At 63.2% G+C, this 23,605-nt stretch carries 25 protein-coding genes; 7 read left to right on the top strand and 18 right to left on the bottom strand.

Features of this window, described 5'->3' with window-relative positions:
- Positions 1-2,619 (top strand): pyruvate dehydrogenase (acetyl-transferring), homodimeric type (gene aceE, locus H535_RS0102555; RefSeq protein ID WP_026818298.1); only part of this gene is annotated, 2,619 nt, incomplete at its 5' end.
- 33 nt (positions 2,620-2,652) lie between these two features.
- Here aceE and H535_RS0102550 read toward each other — a convergent pair.
- Positions 2,653-3,321, bottom strand: a complete 669-nt coding sequence (locus tag H535_RS0102550; RefSeq protein WP_026818297.1) for a DUF2238 domain-containing protein — start codon at positions 3,319-3,321, stop codon at positions 2,653-2,655.
- Positions 3,322-3,413: 92 nt separating this feature from the next.
- On the opposite strand from H535_RS0102550, the gene H535_RS0102545 reads away from it, so the two are divergent.
- The 5 genes from H535_RS0102545 (at position 3,414) to fabF (ending at position 8,496) form a co-directional block, all read left to right on the top strand.
- Positions 3,414-4,628, top strand: coding sequence for a PucR family transcriptional regulator (locus H535_RS0102545; protein ID WP_026818296.1), 1,215 nt, complete (start codon positions 3,414-3,416; stop codon positions 4,626-4,628).
- Positions 4,629-4,718: 90 nt separating this feature from the next.
- Positions 4,719-5,666: an ACP S-malonyltransferase gene (locus tag H535_RS0102540; protein WP_026818295.1), complete on the top strand. Its 948-nt coding sequence runs from the start codon at positions 4,719-4,721 to the stop codon at positions 5,664-5,666.
- 3 nt (positions 5,667-5,669) lie between these two features.
- Complete coding sequence (locus H535_RS0102535) at positions 5,670-6,710, top strand: beta-ketoacyl-ACP synthase III (RefSeq protein ID WP_026818294.1); 1,041 nt, start codon at positions 5,670-5,672, stop codon at positions 6,708-6,710.
- A gap of 89 nt (positions 6,711-6,799) precedes the next feature.
- Complete coding sequence (locus H535_RS0102530; protein WP_026818293.1) at positions 6,800-7,048, top strand: acyl carrier protein; 249 nt, start codon at positions 6,800-6,802, stop codon at positions 7,046-7,048.
- 209 nt (positions 7,049-7,257) lie between these two features.
- Positions 7,258-8,496 carry a beta-ketoacyl-ACP synthase II gene (gene fabF, locus H535_RS0102525; RefSeq protein WP_026818292.1) on the top strand — a complete coding sequence of 413 codons (1,239 nt, stop codon included), beginning with the start codon at positions 7,258-7,260 and terminating at the stop codon, positions 8,494-8,496.
- A gap of 200 nt (positions 8,497-8,696) precedes the next feature.
- Here the strand turns inward: fabF and H535_RS0102520 are convergent, their stop codons facing one another.
- Positions 8,697-9,200, bottom strand: a complete 504-nt coding sequence (locus H535_RS0102520; protein ID WP_026818291.1) for a DUF3145 domain-containing protein — start codon at positions 9,198-9,200, stop codon at positions 8,697-8,699.
- A 261-nt stretch (positions 9,201-9,461) separates the two neighbouring features.
- Here H535_RS0102520 and H535_RS0102515 point away from each other — a divergent pair, with 261 nt between their 5' ends.
- Positions 9,462-10,229, top strand: coding sequence for a fructosamine kinase family protein (locus H535_RS0102515; protein WP_026818290.1), 768 nt, complete (start codon positions 9,462-9,464; stop codon positions 10,227-10,229).
- Positions 10,230-10,381: 152 nt separating this feature from the next.
- Here the strand turns inward: H535_RS0102515 and H535_RS23090 are convergent, their stop codons facing one another.
- The 16 genes from H535_RS23090 to H535_RS0102440 form a co-directional block, all read right to left on the bottom strand.
- The gene (locus tag H535_RS23090) at positions 10,382-11,632 is read right to left on the bottom strand and encodes an HNH endonuclease (RefSeq protein WP_051298371.1); all 1,251 of its coding nucleotides are present in this window, start codon (positions 11,630-11,632) and stop codon (positions 10,382-10,384) included.
- The gene (locus tag H535_RS27545) at positions 11,557-12,222 is read right to left on the bottom strand and encodes a hypothetical protein (RefSeq protein WP_155838490.1); all 666 of its coding nucleotides are present in this window, start codon (positions 12,220-12,222) and stop codon (positions 11,557-11,559) included. Before H535_RS27545 ends, H535_RS23090 begins: the two co-directional genes overlap by 76 nt.
- Before the next feature lie 152 nt (positions 12,223-12,374).
- The gene (locus H535_RS0102505; protein ID WP_051298397.1) at positions 12,375-13,331 is read right to left on the bottom strand and encodes a tyrosine recombinase XerC; all 957 of its coding nucleotides are present in this window, start codon (positions 13,329-13,331) and stop codon (positions 12,375-12,377) included.
- Between the two features lie 117 nt (positions 13,332-13,448).
- Positions 13,449-14,600, bottom strand: coding sequence for a DNA-processing protein DprA (gene dprA, locus H535_RS0102500; protein ID WP_245580126.1), 1,152 nt, complete (start codon positions 14,598-14,600; stop codon positions 13,449-13,451).
- A gap of 62 nt (positions 14,601-14,662) precedes the next feature.
- Complete coding sequence (locus H535_RS0102495) at positions 14,663-16,222, bottom strand: YifB family Mg chelatase-like AAA ATPase (RefSeq protein ID WP_026818287.1); 1,560 nt, start codon at positions 16,220-16,222, stop codon at positions 14,663-14,665.
- The gene (locus H535_RS0102490; RefSeq protein WP_026818286.1) at positions 16,222-16,578 is read right to left on the bottom strand and encodes a YraN family protein; all 357 of its coding nucleotides are present in this window, start codon (positions 16,576-16,578) and stop codon (positions 16,222-16,224) included. The genes H535_RS0102495 and H535_RS0102490 overlap by 1 nt, the downstream gene beginning before the upstream one ends.
- Positions 16,579-16,696: 118 nt before the next feature.
- A complete protein-coding gene (locus tag H535_RS0102485; protein ID WP_026818285.1) occupies positions 16,697-17,023 on the bottom strand; it encodes a DUF2469 domain-containing protein in 327 nt (108 codons plus the stop codon).
- Entirely contained in the window at positions 17,020-17,838 is an 819-nt protein-coding gene (locus H535_RS23085) for a ribonuclease HII (RefSeq protein WP_035767984.1), read from the bottom strand. The genes H535_RS0102485 and H535_RS23085 overlap by 4 nt, the downstream gene beginning before the upstream one ends.
- A complete protein-coding gene (gene lepB, locus H535_RS23080; RefSeq protein WP_051298368.1) occupies positions 17,835-18,659 on the bottom strand; it encodes a signal peptidase I in 825 nt (274 codons plus the stop codon). Before lepB (H535_RS23080) ends, H535_RS23085 begins: the two co-directional genes overlap by 4 nt.
- Positions 18,659-19,378 carry a signal peptidase I gene (gene lepB, locus H535_RS23075; protein ID WP_245580124.1) on the bottom strand — a complete coding sequence of 240 codons (720 nt, stop codon included), beginning with the start codon at positions 19,376-19,378 and terminating at the stop codon, positions 18,659-18,661. Before lepB (H535_RS23075) ends, lepB (H535_RS23080) begins: the two co-directional genes overlap by 1 nt.
- A gap of 17 nt (positions 19,379-19,395) precedes the next feature.
- Complete coding sequence (rplS, locus tag H535_RS0102465; protein ID WP_026818284.1) at positions 19,396-19,737, bottom strand: 50S ribosomal protein L19; 342 nt, start codon at positions 19,735-19,737, stop codon at positions 19,396-19,398.
- A 252-nt stretch (positions 19,738-19,989) separates the two neighbouring features.
- The gene (gene trmD, locus H535_RS0102460) at positions 19,990-20,841 is read right to left on the bottom strand and encodes a tRNA (guanosine(37)-N1)-methyltransferase TrmD (RefSeq protein WP_026818283.1); all 852 of its coding nucleotides are present in this window, start codon (positions 20,839-20,841) and stop codon (positions 19,990-19,992) included.
- Positions 20,841-21,389: a ribosome maturation factor RimM gene (rimM, locus tag H535_RS0102455; protein WP_026818282.1), complete on the bottom strand. Its 549-nt coding sequence runs from the start codon at positions 21,387-21,389 to the stop codon at positions 20,841-20,843. Before rimM ends, trmD begins: the two co-directional genes overlap by 1 nt.
- Positions 21,390-21,508: 119 nt before the next feature.
- Complete coding sequence (locus tag H535_RS0102450) at positions 21,509-21,751, bottom strand: RNA-binding protein (protein ID WP_026818281.1); 243 nt, start codon at positions 21,749-21,751, stop codon at positions 21,509-21,511.
- Between the two features lie 2 nt (positions 21,752-21,753).
- Positions 21,754-22,221 carry a 30S ribosomal protein S16 gene (rpsP, locus tag H535_RS0102445; protein ID WP_026818280.1) on the bottom strand — a complete coding sequence of 156 codons (468 nt, stop codon included), beginning with the start codon at positions 22,219-22,221 and terminating at the stop codon, positions 21,754-21,756.
- A gap of 340 nt (positions 22,222-22,561) precedes the next feature.
- Complete coding sequence (locus H535_RS0102440) at positions 22,562-23,437, bottom strand: VOC family protein (RefSeq protein WP_026818279.1); 876 nt, start codon at positions 23,435-23,437, stop codon at positions 22,562-22,564.
- Between the last annotated feature and the right edge of the window lie 168 nt (positions 23,438-23,605).

Raw genomic sequence — 23,605 nt, 5'->3', positions numbered from 1 at the left:
ACGGAGCGGGCGCAGTTTATTATGCGGTCGTTGTTGCAGCGTGCTGGTGCGCAGTCGGTGGGGGTGCCGATGGTGACGACGACTGATTATGTGAATACGATTCCGGTGGATCAGGAGCCGGTGTTTCCCGGGGATGAGGAGATTGAGCGGCGGTATCGGGCGTGGTTGCGGTGGAATGCTGCGGTGTTGGTCCATCGTGCGCAGCGGCCCGGTATTGGGGTGGGGGGTCATATTTCGACGTATGCCGGTGCGGCGACCCTGTATGAGGTGGGGTTGAATCATTTCTTTCGGGGTAAGGATCATCCCGGTGGTGGTGATCAGGTGTTTTTCCAGGGTCATGCTTCGCCGGGGATGTATGCGCGGGCGTTTTTGGAGGGCCGGCTGTCTCAGGAGGATTTGAACGGGTTCCGGCAGGAGGCCTCGGCCGGTGAGCATGGGATTTCGTCGTATCCGCATCCGCGGTCGATGCCGCATTTTTGGGAGTTTCCCACGGTGTCGATGGGGATCGGGCCGATGAATGCGATTTATCAGGCCCAGTCGAACCGGTATCTGCACAACCGGGGGATGAAGGACACCTCCCAGCAGCAGGTGTGGGCGTTCCTGGGGGATGGGGAGATGGATGAGCCCGAGTCGCGGGGGTTGTTGCAGCTGGCCGCCAATGAGCAGTTGGATAATCTCACGTTCGTGGTCAACTGTAATCTGCAGCGTCTCGATGGGCCGGTCCGTGGTAATGGCAAGATTATGCAGGAGTTGGAGGCCTTCTTCCGCGGGGCCGGCTGGAACGTGATCAAGGTCGTGTGGGGCCGCGAATGGGACGAACTGTTGGCCAAAGACTCCGACGGGGCGCTGGTCGATATTATGAATTCGACCCCGGATGGGGATTATCAGACGTATAAGGCCGAGTCCGGCGGGTTCGTCAAGGAACACTTCTTCGGCAAAACACCGCAGACCAAGGACATGGTCGCGGACATGTCTGATGAGCAGGTGTGGGGTCTGAAGCGCGGCGGCCATGACTACCGCAAGATCTATGCCGCGTACAAGGCCGCCACCGAGGCCACCGGGCAGCCGACGGTGATCCTGACCAAGACCGTCAAGGGATACGGGCTGGGCACCAACTTCGAGGGCCGTAACGCGACCCACCAGATGAAGAAACTCACCGTCGATGACCTCAAAGACTTCCGCGACCACCTGCGGATCCCGATCAGCGACGAAGCACTCGAGGCCAACCCCAAGGAACCGCCCTACTACCACCCCGGGGCCGACGCGCCCGAAATCAAATACCTCACCGAACGCCGCCACAAACTCGGCGGCTACGTCCCCGAACGCCGCGAACAGGTCAACGAGATCCACCTTCCGGACGAGAAGGCCTACGAGGCTGCCTGGCGCGGCTCCGGCAAGCAGGAAGCAGCCACCACGATGGCGTTCGTGCGGCTGCTCAAGGACCTGATGCGGGACAAGGAATTCGGCAAACGCATCGTGCCGATTATTCCGGACGAGGCCCGCACCTTCGGGATGGATTCCTTCTTCCCGACGGCGAAAATTTACAACCCGAAGGGGCAGAACTACCTGTCGGTGGACCGGGAGCTGGTGCTGGCCTACAAGGAATCAGAACAGGGCCAAATCCTGCACCTGGGAATCAACGAAGCCGGTTCAATCGCCGCGTTCACGGCCGCCGGAACCTCCTACGCCACCCAGGGCGAGCCGCTGATCCCGATCTACATCTTCTACTCGATGTTCGGATTCCAGCGCACCGGCGACTTCATCTGGGCCGCAGCGGACCAAATGACCCGCGGCTTCCTGATCGGAGCGACCGCCGGCCGGACCACGCTGACCGGTGAAGGGCTGCAGCACGCCGACGGACAGTCTCCCGTGCTGGCCTCCACCAATCCCGCCGTCGTCAGCTACGACCCCGCCTACGGGTACGAGATCGGCCACATCATGCGGGATGGCCTGAACCGGATGTATGGACCGGACTCGGAAGACCGGAACCTGATCTATTACCTCACCGCCTACAACGAACCGATCGTCCAGCCGCCCGCGCCTGAGGAAACCGATGTGGAAGGAATCCTCAAGGGCATTTACCTGCTGAAGCCGGCAGACATCGACGGACCGCGCACCCAGCTGCTGGCCTCCGGCGTCGCCGTGCCCTGGGCCGTCGAAGCCCAACGGCTGCTGGCAGAGGATTGGGGGGTTTCGGCCGACGTCTGGTCGGTCACCTCATGGACCGAATTGCGCCGCGACGGACTGGCCGCCGAGGAAGAAGCCTTCCTCGACCCATCGGCCGCGGCGCGCACTCCCTTCGTGACTCAGCAGATGGCCGGCGCCACGGGTCCCATCGTGGCCGTCACGGATTTCATGAAGGCCGTTCCGGACCAGATCCGCCAGTTCCTGCCCAATGAATTCGCCACTTTGGGCGCCGACGGGTTCGGCTTTGCCGACACCCGCGCCGCCGCCCGCCGCTACTTCAAGATCGACAGCCACTCCATGGTCGTCCGCGCCCTGGAGATGCTCGCCCGCCGTGGCGAAGTCGATTGGCGCGCTCCGGGTGAGGCTATGGACAAGTACCAGCTGCTCGACGTCAACGCGGGCAGTTCGGGAGCCGCCGGCGGAGCCGAGTAGGGAGCAGGAGTAGCCGGGCTTCAGGCGACAGGCTCAGGCGCCCGGCTCTTCCAAACGTTGGTTTCTCGAATGCAGCGGTCTGGCTCCCAGCTGCGTGCCTTCAACGCTGTCGCTATGAGGTGCAGCGCCGCCTGCCCGCACCCATAGCAGCAGCGCACCGGCTGCAGCGACGGAACCCAGCGCCCCGGCCAGGAGGTCAGCCATGGTATCCAGATAGGTCGCTGGCGGATCGTCGGTGTTGATGTCCTTGTAGATCCACTCCATGATTTCCCAAATCAGCGCGACGCTCATCCCCAGCGAGGCCGTCTGCACCGTGACGCGGGTCCGATAGAGCGGCCGGTCGGATTCGAACAGACGGTCGACCAGCCCCCAGGCAGCCACCATCAGGGACAGCATGGCGGCAGCGGAACCGGTTGTGACAAAGTGGGCCACCTTGTCCCACCACATGACATGTTCGTACCAACCGATCGCCCCGGTCAGCGTTGAGACAAGCATCGTCAGGGCGAGAGCCGCGTCGAAAGGCCCCGGCATCCTCATCACACGAGGAATCAGCAAAATCCCGGTCACAGCCAGGAACGCAATGACTTTGTCCGGCCCCCAAAAGACCAGAGCCAATCCGGCGCATAGCAACGTCACAATCCGGCAGATATCTGCGCAGATGACCCAGGCCCCCGGCCACGGAGTCAAAAACGATTGGCTCATGCGTCCACCCTATCGGCACCGACTTTGCTTGCCGGCAATTGTAGGCTTCGCACAAATCGCGATTGGCCCGCCTCAGGACGTAAGCTCGGGGCATGGATGCTTCCCGCCGTACAACGCAGTCGGCACCCAAGTCTCAAACACTGGCACGACTGCGGTCCAATATCGGGTCCTTGTCCACCACCACATTGCGGCAATTGGACGCGTCGCTGCCGTGGTACCGGCATCTCCGCGCCGATGAGCGCTCTGCGCTGGGCCTGATCGCCCAAAAGGGAATATCGTCCTTCGTCAGCTGGTATGAGCATCCGTCGTCACCGGCGTGGGTGCTCAGTGACGTGTTCGGCGCCGCACCGACGGAGCTGACTCGTTCGATTTCCCTGCAGAAGGCGCTCCAGTTGATACGCACCGTCGTCCAGGTTGTCGAGGACCAGGTTCCGGATCTGGCCCCGGAAGCCGACCAGCCTGATCTGCGCGAAGCCGTGCTGCGCTATTCCCGCGAAGTGGCCTTCGCCGCCGCGGATGTCTACGCACGAGCCGCCGAAACGCGCGGCTCCTGGGATACGCGGCTGGAAGCCCTGGTGGTCGACGCCATCCTGCGTGGAGAGAGTTCCGACGCGCTGCGCTCCAGGATCGCCGCTGTCGGATGGACCGCGCAATCGGCCATCACCGTCATCGTGGGCTCCTCCCCTTCCGATCCCAGTCCCTCCTTTGTCAGCGAGCTGAGGCGGGCGACTGCACGCTTCGCCACCGACACCCTGGTGGGTATCCAAGGCGACCGGCTGATTCTGGTGCTGGGCGGGATGAAAGGACACGAATCGGCTTACCAGCGGATCAGTGAACTCTTCGGGCCGGGGCCGGTGGTGCATGGCCCGATCGCCGATTCGCTCGCTGAGGCCAGCGGATCGGCGCAGGCAGCATTCGCCGGGTTGGTGGCGGCCCGCGGCTGGCCCATGGCGCCCCGCCCGGTGGCGGCAGACGACCTGTTGCCGGAGCGCGTGATGTCCGGCGATGACGCCGCAGGCCGGGCCTTGGTGGCCGGCATCTACCGCCCCCTGCTTGCCGCTTCGAACGGGTTGGTTGAAACGTTGTCCAGCTACTTGAGCCTGGGCCATTCGCTCGAAGCCACCGCCCGGGAACTGTTCGTCCACGCCAACACGGTCCGCTACCGGCTGCGCAGGGTCACCGAAGTCACCGGTTGGGATCCACTGCTGCCCCGCGAGGCCTTCGTGCTGCAAACAGCTCTCGTCATGGGCCGGCTGGCCACGGTGGAAGAGGCCCAACACGAACGGCAAAACGGCCGCAGTAAGTAGCGTGAAGTTGTAGACTTCCTACAACGTGTCCGGATCAGCTTCGTCATCCGAAACACGCGCCGTCCCTCTATTGTTTGGAAAGCTTGAATGGTGCTTGCAATTGTCTGTCCCGGCCAGGGCTCCCAAAGTCCTGGTTTCCTCGCCCCGTGGCTCGAGCTGCCCGGCGTCGCCGATCACCTGCAACAGTTGAGCGATATGGCGGGAATCGACCTCGTCCTGCACGGGACAAAGTCGGATGCCGAGACCATCAAGGACACCGCCGTCGCGCAGCCGTTAATCGTCGCCGCGGGACTGGTGGCCGCCAGAGTGCTGCTCGACGGCGAAGCTGTTTCCCACCCGCGGGCGTCCGAAATCGTCTTCGCAGGGCATTCGGTGGGCGAAATCACAGCCTCGGCATTGTCCGGCGCTCTCACTGAGGCCGACGCCATGGCATTCGTACGCCGGCGGGCCAACTCCATGGCTGACGCTGCAGCGCAGACACCAACCGGGATGAGCGCAGTATTGGGCGGAGATCAGCACGAAGTAGCAGCCGCCATCGAATCGGCCGGGCTGACAGCAGCCAACGTCAACGCTGCCGGGCAAACCGTCGCCGCCGGCACACTGGAACAGTTGCAGGCGCTGGCAGACAACCCTCCTGCAAAGGCACGTGTGATGCCGCTGAAGGTTGCCGGCGCTTTCCATACCGAACATATGGCACCCGCACTTGGTGCTTTGGAACAGCTGCGTCCCCAACTGCAGCCGCGCGACCCGGCAGTGACCTTGCTGTCCAACTACGATGGCGGGATGGTCGTTGATGGCCACGCCAACCTGGACAGCTTGGTAGCCCAGGTTTCCCGCCCGGTCCGTTGGGACCTGTGCATGGAGCGGTTCACGACCATGGGCGTCAATGGCCTGATTGAGCTTCCGCCGGCAGGTACACTGGCGGGTCTGGCTAAACGTGGCCTGCCCGGCGCCACCGCTGCCGCGGTGAAGACTCCCGACGACCTCACCGCAGCACGTGACCTGATGACGACCGAAGCCGCAGAGGAAGGCGCGTAAACGATGAAGCAAACACCCCTGCGGGAACACACCAGGATCATGGGGTTCGGCTCGTACCGCCCGAGCGTCACCGTGACCAACGACGACGTCTGCCAGTGGATCGATTCCTCGGACGAATGGATCCGTCAACGCACCGGAATCGTCACCCGCCACCGGGCGCCGGCCGACGTTTCAGTCATTGATATGGCCGAAGGTGCCGCCCGGGACGCCTTGGAATCAGCGGGCATTGAAGGTTCCCAGCTGGGAGCTGTCATCGTCTCGACGGTCACCCACCCGTACCCGACGCCATCGAGCGCATCCCTGCTGGCGGAGAAGCTGGGAGCCGCCCCCGCCCCTGCCTTCGATATCTCGGCGGCCTGTGCAGGATACTGCTACGGGGTCGCCCAAGGCGACGCACTGGTGCACAGCGGCATGGCTGAATACACCCTGGTGGTCGGGGTGGAGAAGCTCTCCGACTACATTGACAACTCCGAACGGAGCATTTCGTTCCTGCTGGGAGACGGCGCCGGCGCCGTCGTCATTGGCCCCTCCGACACGCCCGCCATCGGACCTTCGGTGTGGGGCTCCGAAGGCAGCAAGTGGGAAACCATCAACATGACCGATTCCCAGCTGGTGCTGCGCGACCACGGGCCGGCCGGCAAGGCCGCCGGCAGGAGCGCTGCCGCCAATGGTGGCGACGAGAGCCGCTGGCCAACCCTGTACCAGGACGGGCCAAGCGTGTTCCGCTGGGCCGTGTGGGAGATGGCCAAGGTGGCACAGCAAGCCCTCGACGCCGCTGAGGTGAGGGCCGCCGATCTCGCTGCGTTCGTCCCCCACCAGGCCAATATGCGTATCATCGACGAACTGGCGAAGCAGTTGCAGCTGCCCGATTCCGTAGTCATCGGACGTGACATTGCGGATGCGGGCAATACCTCCGCCGCTTCCATCCCGCTGGCCACACACCGCCTGTTGAACGAAAATCCGGAGCTGTCCGGAGGTTTGTCGCTGCAGATTGGTTTCGGGGCAGGGCTCGTCTATGGTGCCCAGGTGGTGGAACTGCCCTGAGCAGAAGCTGCATCAGTCTTTCCACAGCAGACCCTGGTTTGTGAACAATATCCACGTCAATAACGGCAAAGAAAGAAAAGGAGCCATCCATGGCCAGCAATGAAGAAATCCAGTCCGGACTCGCAGAGATCGTCAACGAAGAGACCGGGCTGGCCCCTGAGGCCGTAGAGGCCGACAAGTCCTTCACCGACGATTTGGACATTGACTCCATCTCCATGATGACCATCGTCGTCAACGCTGAGGAGAAGTTCGGCGTGCGCATCCCCGACGAAGAGGTGAAGAACCTCAAGACCGTCGGTGACGCCGTCAACTACATCTCCAACGCCCAGCAGGGCTAAGGACTGGCTTCGGCCAACGACTGGCTTGATATGTGCCGGGCCGACCGATGCACCCAGATGCCCGGTCGGCCCGACAGCGCAGTTTGTGACTGGCCGGTACCAGCCCCTCCACATAATGTGTGACGGGCGGGTACCGGCCAGTCATTCCATAGAGTTTTGAAACCGCCGGCGAAGCGGCCGGCACACACATCGGCGGAGAGAGTGAATTAATGGCACGCAAAGTAGTCATTACCGGCCTGGGCGCCACGAGTCCCATCGGCGGTGATGTCCCGACAACCTGGAAGAACTCCTTGCAGGGTGTCTCCGGTGCGCGCACCCTGGAAGACGATTGGGTCGAGGAATACAATCTGCCTGTCCACTTCGCCGCACGGGTCAGTACGCCGGCCTCCGAGGTTCTCAGCCGCGTCGAGGCCAAGCGCATGGACCCGTCCACGCAGTTCGCCATCATCTCCGCACGGGAGGCATGGAAGGATTCCGGGCTGGAAGAGAACCTGGACCAGGAACGCTTCGCCGTGTCGTTCGCCACCGGTATCGGAGGCGTATGGACGTTGCTTGATGCCTGGGACACGCTGCGGGAAAAGGGACCGCGGCGGGTGCTTCCGATGACGGTCCCCATGCTGATGCCCAACGGCCCCGCTGCTGCGGTGAGCCTCGACCTGGGTGCGCGTGCGGGCGCGTTCACTCCGGTGTCTGCCTGCGCTTCAGGAACTGAGTCCCTCCATCAAGGGCTGGATCTGATCCGCTCCGGTCGTGCCGACGTCGTCGTATCCGGCGGCGCCGAAGCTGCCATCCACCCCATGCCTTTGGCAGCGTTCAACTCCATGCAGGCGCTCTCCCGCCGCAACGACGACCCGGAGCACGCGTCGCGTCCGTACGACGTTGACCGCGATGGGTTCGTGATGGGTGAAGGCGCCGGCGCACTGGTGCTGGAGGCTGAAGAGCATGCCAAGGCCCGCGGCGCGCGCATTTACGGCGAGCTCGCCGGTACTGCAGTCACCTCCGACTCGTACCACATCACCGCACCGGATCCGGAGGGTCTGGGCGCCACCCGGGCGCTTAAGGCCGCCATGTTCGATGCTCGGGTGCAGCCGAACGACGTCGTTCATGTCAACGCCCACGCCACTGCCACGCCCGTTGGCGACAAGCCAGAGTACACAGCCCTGCGGGAGGCCCTGGGCAAGCACGTTGACAACGTTGGTGTCTCGGCGACCAAGTCGCAGACGGGGCACCTGCTGGGAGCTTCCGGTGCGGTGGAGGCTGTGCTCACGGTTTTGGCGGTCCACGAACGCCAAGCGCCGATGACCATCAACCTCGACAATCAGGATCCCGAGATCCCGCTCGACGTCATCACCTCCGAACGACAACTGCCCGACGGCGACGTGGTGGCACTGAGTAATTCGTTCGGATTTGGTGGCCACAACGCGGTGATTGCAATCCGCAACGCATAAGGGACAACGGCCCAGCAGGCCACCTGCCTCGAACTGGTGCACCTCGCCCTCGCGCGATTCCGGAAGATGTGGTGCCAATGGGATCCGGACTCATCACGTCCGGGTTCAACACAGGCGACACGCGTAAAGGACGGCCGGATCCGCCAGGACCGGCCGTCCTTCTTGCTATGGAGTCATTGCGCGTGCATGTGCATCAGGCATCAACCGACCTGATGAAGCCACCGTACGGGCGCCCCTTCGGCGGCGTGGCGGAACGGTTCGAGCTCTTCGTCCCATGCCTCCCCTAAAGCAAGGGAAAGCTCGTGGTATACAGCTGACGGATCCCCGGCACCATTCTCATAGGCGTAGCGAATGCGGTCCTCGGAGACCATGATGTTGCCGTGCACATCCGTTGTGGCGTGAAATATGCCAAGTTCGGGTGTGTGGGACCAGCGTCCACCATCGACACCCGCGCTTGGCTCTTCAGTCACCTCATACCGCAAATGTGCCCATCCGCGCAGGGCCGACGCGAGTCGTGACCCGGTGCCCTGCTTGCCCGTCCAGGACAGTTCGGCACGGAACATTCCCGGAGAAGCCGGTTGCTCGGTCCACTCAAGATCCGTTCGCTTATCCACGACGGATCCGATGGCCCACTCGACATGCGGACATAACGCAGTCGGGGCCGAGTGCACGAACAAGACACCGCGCGTCGCTGCAACAGACATTCCATCCTCCATAGCTGTAGGTACGTCTTCCCCAACGACCTTCAGCTCTCGATGAAGTTCTGCGCTATCGTGCGGTCCGTTTCAATTCAGCCCACAGTCCTGCTCTCCCATATTCTGCCGTACAAACAGGAATTGCGCCAGTGCAATTAGCACCACTGACAAATTTAGTCGACACGCTCGAGTATAACGCGCTTCGGCAATGTCGACGCCGCATTTAGGCCGCGCATTGTTGCCACTGCTGTCACGGGTTAGCGTATTGCCATGGCCGGATACATGAAACACCGCCCGAATGCCCCCTCAGGCTTCTTTCCCTATGAGGCCGCATCTCTGCAATGGCTGGACGCGGCGCCAGGGGGCGCAGCCTGCGCGCAGGTAATCGCGGTGGACGAATCATCCTTGGAATTGGAGCGATTGACTGCCGCCAGACCCACTCGGCAAGCGGCCAAACTATTCGGCCGACAGCTTGCGCACACCCATGATGCAGGTGCCACGGCATTCGGAGCCGCACCGGAACATTGGACGGGCGATGGCTACTTCGGCCCACTGTCAGAGCCACTTCCGGTATCACTGGAGCACTACGACCACTGGGGTGACTTTATGTCCAACTCCCGCCTCCGGCCAATGATTGATACAGCGGTGCACAGGGCTGACATGGATGCCCGGGAACGCAGGGTGCTGGAATCAGTGGCCGACCGTCTTGCGGGCGGCGATTTCGACGACGGCGACGGCCCGGCACGAATCCATGGCGATTTATGGTCCGGCAACGTTATGTGGACGGAGTCAGGGGTGGTCTTGATCGATCCGGCGGCACACGGTGGACACCGTGAGTCCGACTTGGCGATGATGGCGCTGTTTGGTCTGCCCCACCTCGAAACCGTCGTCGACGCCTATCAGGAGGTCCATCCGCTGGTGGACGGTTGGGAGGATCGGGTGGAACTTCATCAACTGTTTCCGCTACTGGTACACGCCATCCTCTTCGGCGGTGGCTATATGCAGCAGACCGTCGCGGCAGCATCCCGGTACGCCTGAATCGCGTCGCGAAACGACGGAGTAGCGTACCCGGGATGCGTGACTGTTGAAAGGTGCAAGCGCTCCTCTTCACCAGACAAGAGGCGATTGTCCGGGCTGCCTTCACCGGCTGGAGTGCCGTACCAGCTGAACCATCTGACCTCGCGTCGTGTTTATCCGGTGTCGGCGAGTTCGATTTTGGTTTGCCGGTGGTTCGGCCGGTGGGGTGTGCGGTTGAAGTAGTGGTTGCGGATTGGTCGTCGGTCGGGGTCGACGTATGCCGGTGGGGTGAACCAGGGAACCCCGTGGTGGACGGTGATGGCCCATTTTTCCTTGTGGATGAGGTGGTGATGGAAACTGCACAGCAGGCACCCGTTATCAGTCGAGGTCTCTCCGTCGTCGGAGGCGTATTGAATGTGATGAGCCTCGGTCCAGGGTGCGGGCATGGTGCAGCCCGGAAAGGCGCATCCGCCATCTCGGGCGACGAGGCCCCGGCGCAGGTTCGGCGGGAAGATCCGTCGGCCGGTGCCCAGGTCGAGGATTTGGCCGTTGCCGGCCAGCACGGCCGGGATGATCTCGGCGTCGCAGGCCAACTGGCGGATATTCGCGGCGTGGACCGGCCCGGAAAACACGTACGACCCGGTCCCGCCGGTGGCCCCGGCGCCGGCATCCGGACCGTAGCGTCCGGTGCTGAAGACTGTGCCCGTCCCCGCCCCGTCACCGCAGGTACCGCCTTTTGCTTCGGTAAGTTGGGTGAGGAGTTCCTGGTAGTCGATCACGGCCATGATTTGGGGCCGGTGCCCGCCGGTGTCGGGCAGCCCTCCGGTGGCCAGGGCGGCGTCGCAGGCGGCGACCAGCCCGTCGAGGCGCTTCTGCGCTATTGCCCGCCGATCAACCGCCGCCACCGGCACCGGGCCACCATCTCCGGCATCCGAGCCAGTGCCATCGCCGGCGCCAGTGTCGCCGGTGGGGGCCGAACCGGTCGAGGCACCGGTACCGTCTGAGTTGTTGCTACCGGCACCATCTGTGCTCTCCACGCCGCTGGTGCTTTCCGTGGCGCTGCTGCTACTGGCGCTGGTGGTTCCCGCGCCGTTTCCGGGACGGATGCCGCTGTCGCTGTTTCCGCCCTCACCGCTGGCGGCCCTGTTGCCGGTGTCGGTGTTGGGTCCGCAGCCGCGGGCTCTGGGGTTGGCGGCGGCATTCATGGTGGTGATCAGATGTTCGTATTGGTCGTCGGTGGCCAGGATCTCCATCCGGTGCAACCCGGACCGCTTACCGCGCAGGAACACTCCCTGCCGGTGGCGTAGTTCGGCCTCGCAGGGTTCGGGCCCGTCCTGATCAATATGGTTCAACCACCTCGCGGCGGCCACGGCCACGAACTGCGGATCCCGCTCGACAGCCACCCGGGCCAGTGATTCCTCCATTGCCTCCAGTGTTTCGGGCCAGCCCCGGTAGCCTTGGCCTTACCCAGCGCAGTCTGGGCGGCCACCGCGGCGGCGGCCGGGACCCGCCCGTGGGCCATCGCCACCGCCAACTGCTCATGAGCCGGCGGCACCGGCTGACCCGCCAACCCCGCCGCCGGCAACAACCCGGCCGCCAACTTCAGCCGCCTGGCCGCCTCGGGACGGTTCACCCGCACCACGTCACGCAAATAATCGGCAGTATTGCGGTACTCGCCCTGCCGCTTGCCTTCCGGCGTCACCCAACAATCAGCCGTACCCGATGTTTCGGCCTCATCGCGGACCTGCTCCAACCGGCCCGCGGCCACCACCTGCAAATGCTCCACCGTCCGCGAGAGCTCCTCAACCGAGGCCGCGAACCGCGCCGCAGCCTCCGCCGTGACCACACCCGACTGCCCCGACACCGCCCGACGGGAAAAGTTCTGCAGCGCGGCAGTGACCTCAACAACCAGACCAGACTCAGACCCAACCGGTGCCCGAACCCGGCCGGCAGCAGCATCCGCCGCCGGGGACCCCGACGACGAAACCACTGCTGCAACTGACCTGTTCTCCATACCACCAACACTAGAACCGACCACCGACAAAATAGGAACAGATGCCTGATTAGAGATAACAGACAGATAACGTATTGGCGATTCCCATCCCCGTGTCGACCGATGGCTACGAGCTGATGCAATCGCAGGGCAATACCTCGCGTAGCTACGGATTAAGCTCGTGGATGGGCCTGCTGGTAACTCTGCCGCAATCTCTCAACCGACACATGCGTATAGATCTGCGTGGTGGCGAGACTATTGTGGCCGAGGATCTCCTGAACTGCTCTCAAATCCGCGCCACCGTCGAGCAGATGCGTTGCGGTACTGTGCCGCAAGGCATGAGGGCTCGTTGCTGCCGTATCGCCAAGCGCGCTCAGGTGCCGTTCCACGACATCCCGCGCTTGCCGTTGATCGATTCTCCGCCCCCGCTTTCCCAGGAATATCGCCGCACCGCTATTGCTGGTGCTAAGCGCAGGGCGCCCTCTCCGGAGCCAATCATCCATCGCCACCGCTGCCGGAACGCCGAATGGAACCGTCCGCTCTTTGTCTCCCTTACCCAGCACCCTCACGGTGCGGCGTTCAGGATCCACATCGTCGATGTCCAAGCCCGCCATTTCCCCGACCCGGAGCCCCGTAGCATACAACAATTCGACAAGCGCACGATTCCGGACCGCAAGTGGCTCTCCGCTTTCCGCGGCATCCGCCAAGGACCCAAACATGCGTGACATTTGCTGTTGGTGAAGAACGTGCGGCAACGGGCTGTTCTTTTTCGGCGCCTTCAAACGTATGGAGGGGTCGACCTCAATGAGACCCTCCCTCAGAGCCCAGGACATAAAGGTCCGGACTGTGGCCGCCCGGCGCGCGAGGGTGGATCGGGCAAGTCCAGAACTGCTGAGTTCGCCCAGCCAGCTACGCAGCACGGACAGGTCGATATCCGGGAGCCTTGCCACTCCCCCGACGGCCGCATAGCCGAAAAGACTATGCAGGTCCGTGGCATAGGCCCTGGCAGTGTGTTTGGACCGACCGCGTTCAGCAGTTATATACCTGCCGAATTCATCGACGGCTTGCTGGAAGGGGTGCTCGGCCGCCGCTGCACCGTGACTGCCGGCGTCGCCGGTGCCTGCGGCCATGCCCCGGCCGTACCCCGTGGCACCCATATCCGCACCTCCCGTAAATGCCCTTGGCTTCATCATATGTGCCATGTCGGCGCTGGTGTTGAAGCCGGCCTCCGGCATGCCGGTATTCGTTCATCCGGCGCGCTTGATCCGTCGCCATGCTCCGCCGGCTGACTCAGCCAAGCCTGCCAACTGCAATCGCCCCAAGCCCGCCAGTACGGCGTCATGGCCCAACCCGGCCACAGAGGCGAGCTTTTCGGACTGTGCTGCTGCTCTGACGGGCAATGCGTCCAGCAGCAAGAGATCCTCCAAGTTCAGCCCATCGTGGTCGGCAGTCTTGCCTTTTGGCTCCGAGGGCAATTGCTGTCCCATCGATCCAGCCAACTCCGCGATTTCGCCGGCGTCTGTCACGCAGATGGCGGATCCCTCCCGAAGCAAACGATGACAACCTGCTGAATTAGCCGAATGAACTGAGCCGGGAACGGCGGCGACTTGCCGGCTTAAATCAGCGGCATGGTGTGCTGTATTCAGCGCACCTGAACGCCAGCGTGCTTCCACGACCACCGTGACCGAGCACAAGGCCGCGATCAGTCTGTTCCGCTGCAAGAACCGCCACCGCGTTGGCGAGGATCCTGGAGGGACTTCCGCCAGCAACATACCTTGATGGCTGATGGCCCGCAGCAGATCCTCGTTTCCGGACGGGTAATACCGATCGAGCCCGCAGGCGGAGACCGCGATGGTTGGCAGCTCGTCCGACCTGCCCGCGACGGTGAGGGCGGCCCGATGGGCCTGCGAATCGATTCCGTAGGCTCCCCCTGAGACGACGCTCATACCGCGGTGAGCCAGTCCTGCTGCTAAGTCCCCGGTGACGCTGTTGCCGTAGTTCGTGCTGTCACGGGACCCAACCAACGCAACGCTCCGTTCCTCAGCGGGAACCGTAAGCCCGCCCCCGCCGCGGGCCCACAGGCAGATCGGTTGACGGAGCCCGAGATCAAGCAGTGCATCCGGCCACTCGTCGTCTTCGGGTATCAGGAAGCGCCCGCCGAGCCGCTCAATGGTTGAAATGTCCCGTGCAGGGGCGAGGTCGGCTGCCCGCGGTGACCAACGCTTGAGCGCCTCCGGCAGCGAAGCACGGACCGGACTGGCCCCCTCCATATTCAGGATTTCGGCAATATCCTGTTTGGTTTTGGTGCTTGGTTTGATCGCACCAGTCGCTATGCGGAGTGCATCAACAGCGCCGGCACTTTCAATCAGCGCCATACCAACCAGGTCAGTTGGTTCCATCAGCCGTGACAATGCGGCCCGTGCTGTTCGTAGAGTCCAATCGGTCATCATGAGCCTTTCGTCTATGCCGCATTCACGTTTTGGCGGAAGGCCAAGGCACGTCCGACGTCGTCGCGGTCCGGGCGTTTGCCATCCTGCAGATCCGACAATGTCCACGCCAGGCGCAATACACGGTCGTATCCGCGCGCTGTCAGTGTGCCCCGTTCCAGGGCCAGATCCAGATCCTTGGTCGCGCTCCGGTCAAGCGTCAGCTCATTGCGCAAAACGCGACCGGATACTTCCGCGTTAGTGGTGCATCCAAAGCCGGCCAGTCTTTGCTGCTGGCGGTTGCGCGCGCGCTGGACCCTGGCAGCGACGGCGTGGGTGCTTTCGGAACGATGCCCACTGGAGAACTCCGCGAGACTCACACGCGGCACGGACAATTGAATATCCACCCGGTCCAATAGCGGACCCGAGATGCGGGAAAAGTACTGTCTGCGCTTGAGCGGCGTGCACGTGCAGTCGATGCCCTTACCCGATGCCTGCCCGCATGGACACGGGTTGGCGGCAAGCACCAGCTGGAACCGTGCCGGATATGCTGCTGTTCCTGCCGCCCGTTGAATCACGAGCCGTCCGTTCTCCAGTGGCTGCCGAAGGGCGTCGAGCACTCCCCTTTGATATTCCGGCGCCTCGTCCAGGAAGAGTACCCCACGGTGGGCCCTCGAAGCCGCGCCGGGTCGTGGTATCCCGCTACCGCCACCAATAATCGACACGGCCGAAGCGGTGTGATGCGGGCTCTCGAACGGCGGCCGGCGGACCAGGCTTGACCGTTGTGCGGCAGTTCCTCCCAGTGAATGAACCGCTGTCACTTCCATGGCGGCCGAATCGTCCAGACTCGGAAGCAGACCTGGAAGCCTTTCGGCCAGCATAGTTTTGCCTGCACCCGGCGGACCGGTGAGCAGCAAATGGTGGGCGCCGGCCGCAGCCACCTCCAACGCGAGGCGGGCATCAGGCTGTCCGGCCACATCTGCCATGTCCGGCGCTTCAGCCGGATTCTCCTGGTCGGCTCCTTCTGCAGGTAGTTGCGCTGTTGTGGCCGCAGAATCGGATTCTGCCGGAAGTACGAGAGTCGATGGGTCGGCGCCCAACGCAAGCGCAACTTCCGATAACGTGCGGTAGCTGTTCACGTGCGCACCAGGGACCAAACGTGCTTCATCGGCATTGGCAGCGGCAACCACCACCTCTCGATGGCCTGCCTGCACGGCAGCCATCACGGCCGGCAATACGCCCCGGACTGGCCGCAAACGCCCATCCAGTCCGAGTTCTGCAATGAACACCGTGCCGCCGGGACTGCGAATATCTCCGGCGGCCCGCAATGCTGCCGTCACGATGGCCAGATCGAAGCTGGACCCGCGTTTTGGCAGTGTCGCCGGAATCAGATTAACCGTGATCTTCCGCCGGCTGAGCGGAATGCCGGAGTTTTGGGCAGCCGAACGAATCCGGTCCTTGGCCTCATGAAGCGAGGCGTCCGGAAGGCCAAGAAGCACAAAAGCCGGAAGCGTTTGGCCGATATCAGCCTCAACCTCAATCACGTGTCCGGTCAGTCCGACCAGAGCGACCCCGTAGGTTCTTCCCAGCGGCATTATCCAACCGCCTTCAAATATTCAACTGTTGCCGAAGCATCCGCCGCTTCGATCACCGCAACGGCATCAATGCGGTGATTCCGGATACGCAGATGATGAAACCTCCGCCAGGCAGCCGACAACCGCTGGAGCCGTTGCAACTTGGGCTCATTAATCGCTTCGAACGGGTGGCCGTAGTCCAACGAGCTACGTGTTTTGACCTCCACCACGACCAGCACATCCCCATCGAGGGCAACGATGTCGATTTCCCCGTCGCTGCAGCGCCAATTACGGTCGATGACTCGCAGACCGGACTCTTCCAAATAGCGTGCGGCCGTTGCTTCCCCGCGCTGACCCACTTCGTCTTTCGCTTTCATTGATAACCTCCGCTACCAGCTTTGGTGGCAGCGAAGGAGACCGAAAGTGCCCGACCGGGCTATGTGGACGCAGGCGGGTGGCCGCCAGCCTGTGGAGGACGGGTAAAGCCGGGAATGATTAGAGCGAGGCGCCCGGATCCTTCGGAACTTCGAGCTCGTCATTCTTCACGAGCTCTTCCACATTGACGTCCTTGAAGGTGATCACACGGACGTGTTTGACGAACCGGGTCGACCGGTACACGTCCCACACCCAGGCATCCTGCAGATTCAGGTCGAAATAGACCTCGCCGTCGGCGGATCGGGCCTGCACATCCACTGTGTTGGCCAGATAGAAGCGACGCTCCGTCTCAACCACGTACGAGAACAGTCCAATGACGTCCCGGTATTCACGGTAGAGCTGCAGCTCCATATCGGTTTCGTAGTTTTCCAGATCCTCGGCGCTCAAAGCTCAACCGCCATCTCATCGCTGGTCTCTTCGACCTGTGGTGCCATCAGGTTCCAACTACGGCGGTGCACCATGGCGGGGCCGTATTCGTTGAGGGCCTTGCGATGGGCCGGAGTGGCGTAGCCCTTGTTCATCTCCCATCCATACTGGGGATATGCCGTCGCGAGTTCAGCCATGTGCGCGTCCCGCTCCACCTTGGCCAACACACTCGCCGCCGCGACACTGAGGCATTGCATATCGGCCTTGATCTTCGTGTAGACGGGGGCTGTGCATTCGGCCCCGGGGAGGACGTCGCCGACGTCGGCCGCATCACTAAGGTCGCCGACGGCGCCCACGTCACCACGGAAGCCTCCGTCATCCGCGTCAGTCATGCCGCCGGCCACGCCATCCGGATCCGCCAACGACTCGAACAAGGCGGCTTGATCCTTAGCCGAGAGCCAATCGTGATTGCCATCGAGCACCACCGCATCCGGCCGCGCGTGCAACTGCAGTGCCGCCCACGCCCGGTTGCCGGCACGCCGCAACGCCACCATCAGGCCGACGTCGTCAATCTCTTGCGGACCCGCATGTCCGACGCCGTAGGAGACGGCCCAGCGCCGGATCCTGGGCACCAGTGCTTCGCGGTCGGCCACAGTGAGCAGTTTGCTGTCCCGCACGCCCTTCAGGGCACGCACGGCCGTCACATCGACCACCACCATGCCAACGCTGACCGGTCCGGCAAGCGAGCCACGTCCAACTTCGTCACAACCGGCGACCAGCCGGTGTCCCGACGACTTAAGTGAACGCTCATAACGAAGGGTTGGACTCTTGCTCATGGCGATCCCGTCGGCAGCGCCCCGGATTGCGGATTGTCCGGAACATCCTCGAACACGTCGGGATAGCTGCCCAGAATGTCGAAGTGGCTCAGGGGCCAGGCAACCACTACGGCTTCACCCAGGACCGAGTCCAGATCGACGAAGCCGGTGCCCTCAGCACGCTGATGCTCCCGGGAATCGGCTGAGGCATTGCGGTGATCACCCATCACCCAGATTTTACCCTCGGGCACCATCACGTTAAAGGGCATTTCGGACGGCGTCGCGCCAGGATATAAATAGGGCTCTTCGATGGGCTCGCCGTTAACTGAGATCCGCCCCTGCGCGTCACAACAAACGACATGGTCCCCGCCGATCCCAATGACTCGTTTGACCAAGTGCTGCTCCGAATTGTCAGGCAGCAGTCCCACGAACGTCAGGAACTCGTTTAGCCAGTTGGTCCCGCCCTCCGCCTGCGCAGGAGTTTCCGGGAGCCATCCCATGTTGTCCTTGAACACCACGATGTCGCCGCGTTCAATCTTCCCGGTCTCTTGTGCCAACAGATTAACGAAGATCCGGTCATCGATCCGGAGCGTGTCCTCCATGGACCCGGAAGGGATGAAGAATGCCCGGAACAGGAATGTCTTAATCAGAAACGACAGCACAAGCGCAATCGCGATGATCACCACGATTTCGCGCAGCCAGCCCCAATTGCCGCCTTTCTTCCGTCCGGCGTCGGCCCGGCGCGCCGAACGACTGCCCGGGCCGTCCGAATGCGTCTCGTCAGCGGGAGTTTTGCCTGGATCGGCGCCGTCATCGGCATGATTGGCGGTACTGTCCGGCATTACGCACCCTTCGTAGTTAATGCTGTCGCCCCGACGGTGGGAGCCTCTTCAACGGGACCGATTCGGTCCCATGGCCAAATGATAGTCGCGGGACGGCCAATCACCCGGTCAATCGGGATATACCCGCCGCCCGGGGCACCCATCAGCGACCGGGAATCGACCGATACCGAGCGGTGGTCCCCCATCAACCACAATTTACCGTGCGGGACCCTCACGTCGAATTCCAGCTCACTGGGTGCATCCTGAGGATACAGGTATTCCTCCTGCAGCGGCGTTCCATTGACCATCAGCCGCCCTTCGTCGTCGCAACACGTGACCCTATCGCCGGGCAGGCCAATGACCCTTTTGACGTAGGTGGTGTCGCTGCCGAGCACTCCGAGCCATTCGCCAACGGTCCGCAACGCCTGCACGGGCAAGGGAGCATCGCTGTGCAATGGCGCAAACGAACCCCTGCCGTCGAAAACCACCAGGTCCCCGCGCTCGATCGCTTCGTCGTCGTAGGCCCGGTGATTGACCAGCACCCGGTCGCCTTCCTGCAACGTGGGAGCCATGGATCCGGAAGGGATGAAATAGATCTCTACAAAGAGAGCCCGCACGACGGCGGCAATCAGCACTCCGGCAATGAGGGCCGGGACAACAAAACGCCAGCCCAGCTTCCGGGACCGGCGTTTTGTGGACTTCCCGGAGCTGTTTCCGTATCCGTTCAGCCTGGGATGCACTCGTGATGGACGAGTGCTTAGCGCTTCTCGGGGATCCTGGCGGCCTTGCCCTTGCGATGGCGCATGTAGTAGAGCTTCGCACGGCGGACATCGCCACGCGCGGCGACCTCGATCTTGTCGATGATCGGCGAATGGACCGGGAAGGTACGCTCGACGCCGGTTCCGAAGGACACCTTGCGCACGGTGAAGGTCTCACGCACGCCGTGGCCCTGGCGGCCCACCACATAGCCCTGGAAGACCTGCACACGGGAACGGTTACCTTCAATAATGTTCACGTGAACCTTGAGGGTGTCGCCGGCGCGGAACTCGGGAATATCGTCACGCAGCGAGGCTGCGTCTACACTGTCGAGAATGTGCATTTAGTCGCTCCTGGTGAACGCCACAGGTCGCCCACGTTGGTCACGGCAACGAAGCCCGCTCGCGGCGGAAAACCTTGCCGGAAAACTGAGATCTACCGTCCGGCGGATAGGCCGCCGGGTCCGGTGTGTTTGCCTGTCGGCTGCACTCCCCCTGTGGCAGGGGCGAACCCAGGAAACACGAAGCTTAATTCTGCCACATAGCGCGCCGATGCCGAAATCCGGACAAACCCGGCTGGCCAGGCGCCTGACGGGTCAGTCCCCGGAGGCCCGGACCACACGCCCGGACTGCACCTCGAAGCCCAGCTGCAACAGAGCGTCGACGTCGACGCCGGTGAGAGCATCCGGATCCAGCCGGGCAATCAGGTCCGGTCGCCGCGCCGCGGTGCGGATGAGCTGCTGCTCGCGACGGTACCGGGCAATTCCGGCATGGTTACCACTGAGCAACGCCTCCGGCACGTCACGCCCCCGCCAGTTAGAGGGTTTGGTGTACACGGGGTATTCCAGCAGGCCGTCGGCGTGCGACTCTTCAACCAGCGAATCGGGATTGCCGACGACGCCGGGCAGCAGCCGGCCAACCGCTTCGACGATGGCCAGTACTGCAACTTCTCCCCCGTTGAGCACGTAATCGCCGAGGCTGACGGGCCTCAGATCGAACTGTCCCGACGCCCAGTCGAGCAGCCGGTCGTCAATGCCTTCATACCTCCCGCACGCGAAGACCAGGTGCTCCCGCGAGGCGAGTTCATGGGCCATACGCTGGTCGAATACTTCCCCTGCCGGGGACGGGACGATCAACGTCGGAGGCCGGTTGGACTGCACAGGTGAGGAGCCGTCTGCCGCCGCGTTATCGGCCGGCGGGTGCCCGTTGGATGGTCCGACGGCGTCCAGCACCGATTCGAGCGCCTGCGCCCACGGCTCGGGCTTCATGACCATACCGGCACCGCCGCCATAGGGAGTGTCGTCAACCGTGCGGTGGCGGTCCGTGGTGAACGTACGCAGGTCATGCACCCGCAGATCGAGCAGCCCCTCCTGCCGCGCTTTGCCGATCAGCGACAACTCAAGCGGGGCCAGATACTCCGGAAAGATACTGATGGCATCGATACGCACTAGCTGCCGTGCCCTCCGCCCTCGGCCGGACGGTTGACATCAAAAAGGCCTTCGGGCGGATCAACGAGGATGAACCCGTCGTCGATGTTGACCTCCGGGACCAGCTGGGCCACAAAGGGCACCAGCACCTCTTCGCCGTCGGAAGTTTCGATGACCAACAGATCCTGAGCGGGAAGCACCCGCAAGGCCGTGACGACTCCGACGTCGTCATATCCTTCACCGGTGGCCGCACGCACCCTCAGGCCGACCAACTCGTGCTCGTACCAGGTGTCCTCATCGTCATCGTCGGCGGCTTCGGCATCGAGCAACAGCTTCGCACCGCGCAGTTGTTCGGCGGCATTGCGGTCTGTGATTTCCGCAAAGCCGAGCAGCAGGATCTCCTTGTTCCAGCGCGCCTTTGAAACAGTCAGCGGCCCAAGCCCGGCCGGCTCGACGTCGAATCTGGCACCTGCAACAAACCGGCTTTCCGGTTCATCAGTCATCAGCTGGATGGTTACTTCACCACGAATTCCGTGCGGTTTGCCGATTCGTGCCACCTGTACCTGCATCGGCCCTCCTGTCCCGTTGTGCCTTGAATCCGGCGTTGTACGCGCCTTGAAACAGCTTCGGCCCCGCACACCATCATCTGGTGCCGGGGCCGAAAGCCACGAATATCGTCCGGTGTGAATCAGCGGCGGCGGTCTGTGTCGACGACGTCCACACGTACCGGATCGCCGTCAGCCAGTGCGCCAATCACCGTGCGCAACGACCGGGCGGTCCGCCCTTGCCGGCCGATCACGCGCCCGAGGTCATCCTGATGGACGCGGACCTCGAGGGTGTCGCCGCGGCGGTTGGTTTTCATCGACACATCGACATCATCGGGACTATCAACAATGCCACGGACCAGGTGTTCGAGCGCATCTGCCAGCAAAACTACTCGGCCTTCTCAGCTTCTGCGGCCGGAGCCTCTTTGGCAGCGTCCTTCTCAGCAGCGGAGCTGTCCTTCGGGGCCTCTTCCGAAGCCTTTTCCGAGTCGCCACCCTTCTTCTTCGGGGTAATGGCCTCGGTAACGACCGACTTCCCCTCCGGGGCGACAAACGCTTCCTTCTCCTTGGGCTGCTTCAGCGTTCCTTCGGAGCCCGGCAGACCCTTGAACTTCTGCCAGTCACCGGTAGCCTTCAGGATAGCCTGAACCTGCTCGGTCGGCTGCGCACCTACGCCGAGCCAGTACTGGACACGCTCGGACTTCACCTCCATAAACGAAGGCTCCTGCATCGGCTGGTATTTGCCGACCTCTTCGAGGGCATAGCCATCCCGCTTGGCCTTGCTGTTCATGACGACAATGCGGTATTGCGGGTTGAACTTCTTGCCGAAGCGCTTTAAACGAATCTTTACGGCCACTTGTGTGGTCACTCCTTGGTAAAATCTTCAGGCGAACCCGGTTCCTGCACCCGTGGGGCGGGGCCATTAATGGGGGTTCTGAGGACACAATGCGCACGCGGTGAGAGGGGCCACGCCGATCGAGTACGGGTTCCATTGTGCCAGACAACCGCGGCCTTCCGCGAGTTGACCGGTTCGGCCGCGGCTCCCACAGTTTGACCGGGCATGACGGCCGACGCGCCCGGCAGGCCCCGGCAGACCCGGCCGGCGCGCCCGGCAGGCCCCGGCAGACCCGGCCGGCGCGCCCGGCAGGCCCCGGCGGACCCGGCAGGGGCGCCCGGCACACCCCACTGGCGGAGGTTCAGGCCGCGGCCACCCGCAGGGTGTTGCGCCAGGGATCCTCGAAGCGCAATTCCTCGCTATCGTGATTGGCCGTGATCCCCCGGTGGGCCAGCCGCTCGCCCAATGCGCCGACGTCGTCGGTGTCCGGGACAGTGATCAGCACCTCGCCCAGCCCCAGCGTGTTCTTCCGCGGCCCCGCACCGGCGCTGTTCCAGACGTTCATGGCCATGTGGTGGTGGTATTTGCCGGCTGAGACGAACAGTGCCTGCCCGTGCCATCCCGCGGTTTTCTCGAATCCGAGCGTATCGATGTAGAAGTCCTGGGCGGTCTCGACGTCGCCGACCTGCAGATGGACGTGTCCCACGCCGGCACCCGCCTGCCGCCTGCCGGTCACCGAAGCTTCGGTCAGGTGGGAATTGAGGTACTCCTGCGGGCCCAGGTAGTTCGAAGCCATTGCGACCGTGCCGTTCTCCCACCTCCAGGTGTCACGCGGGCGGTCGTAGTAGAGTTCGATCCCATTGCCTTCGGGGTCGGTAAAGTAAAACGCTTCGCTGACCAGGTGATCGGCGCTGCCCACGAATCCGCGCGGGTCGTACTGGACGGCGCTGGCCACTGTAGCCGCCAGCGATGCCTGATCCTCGAATAGCAGCGCAGTGTGGAACAGGCCGGCATCCCCTCGGGAGGCCACCGGCAAGCCTGCAGCCGGCGCGAGATGAATCAGCGGAGTACTTCCCCGGCCCAGGTAGAGGCCGCCGTCGGCTTCGGCGACGACGTCGAGACCGAGCGCCTGTTGGTAGTAGGTCGACATCTTGTTCATGTCGCCGACCTTGAGCATCACAGTACCCATCGAGAGGTTCGCGGGAAGAAGGTCCTGGTGCCTTGCTTGAAGGTTCATGCAATTAATACTACTTGAAGCTTCACCTTTATTCCAGCCCGGCGCCGGGGCTGTCGCCGAGGCAGGGGTTTCCGCCGAATTAGGGGGCCGTCGCCGAGGTAGGGGGTTTCCGTCGAGGTAGCCCGTTGCAACCCGCTACCTCGGCGCTAACGCACTACGTCGAGGGTG

This window comes from Arthrobacter castelli DSM 16402 (genome assembly GCF_000430705.1).
In the GTDB taxonomy this organism is placed as follows: domain Bacteria; phylum Actinomycetota; class Actinomycetes; order Actinomycetales; family Micrococcaceae; genus Arthrobacter_C; species Arthrobacter_C castelli.
The sequence above is the reverse complement of the archived record's forward strand: the minus strand, read 5'-3'. Positions and strand labels throughout refer to the sequence as shown.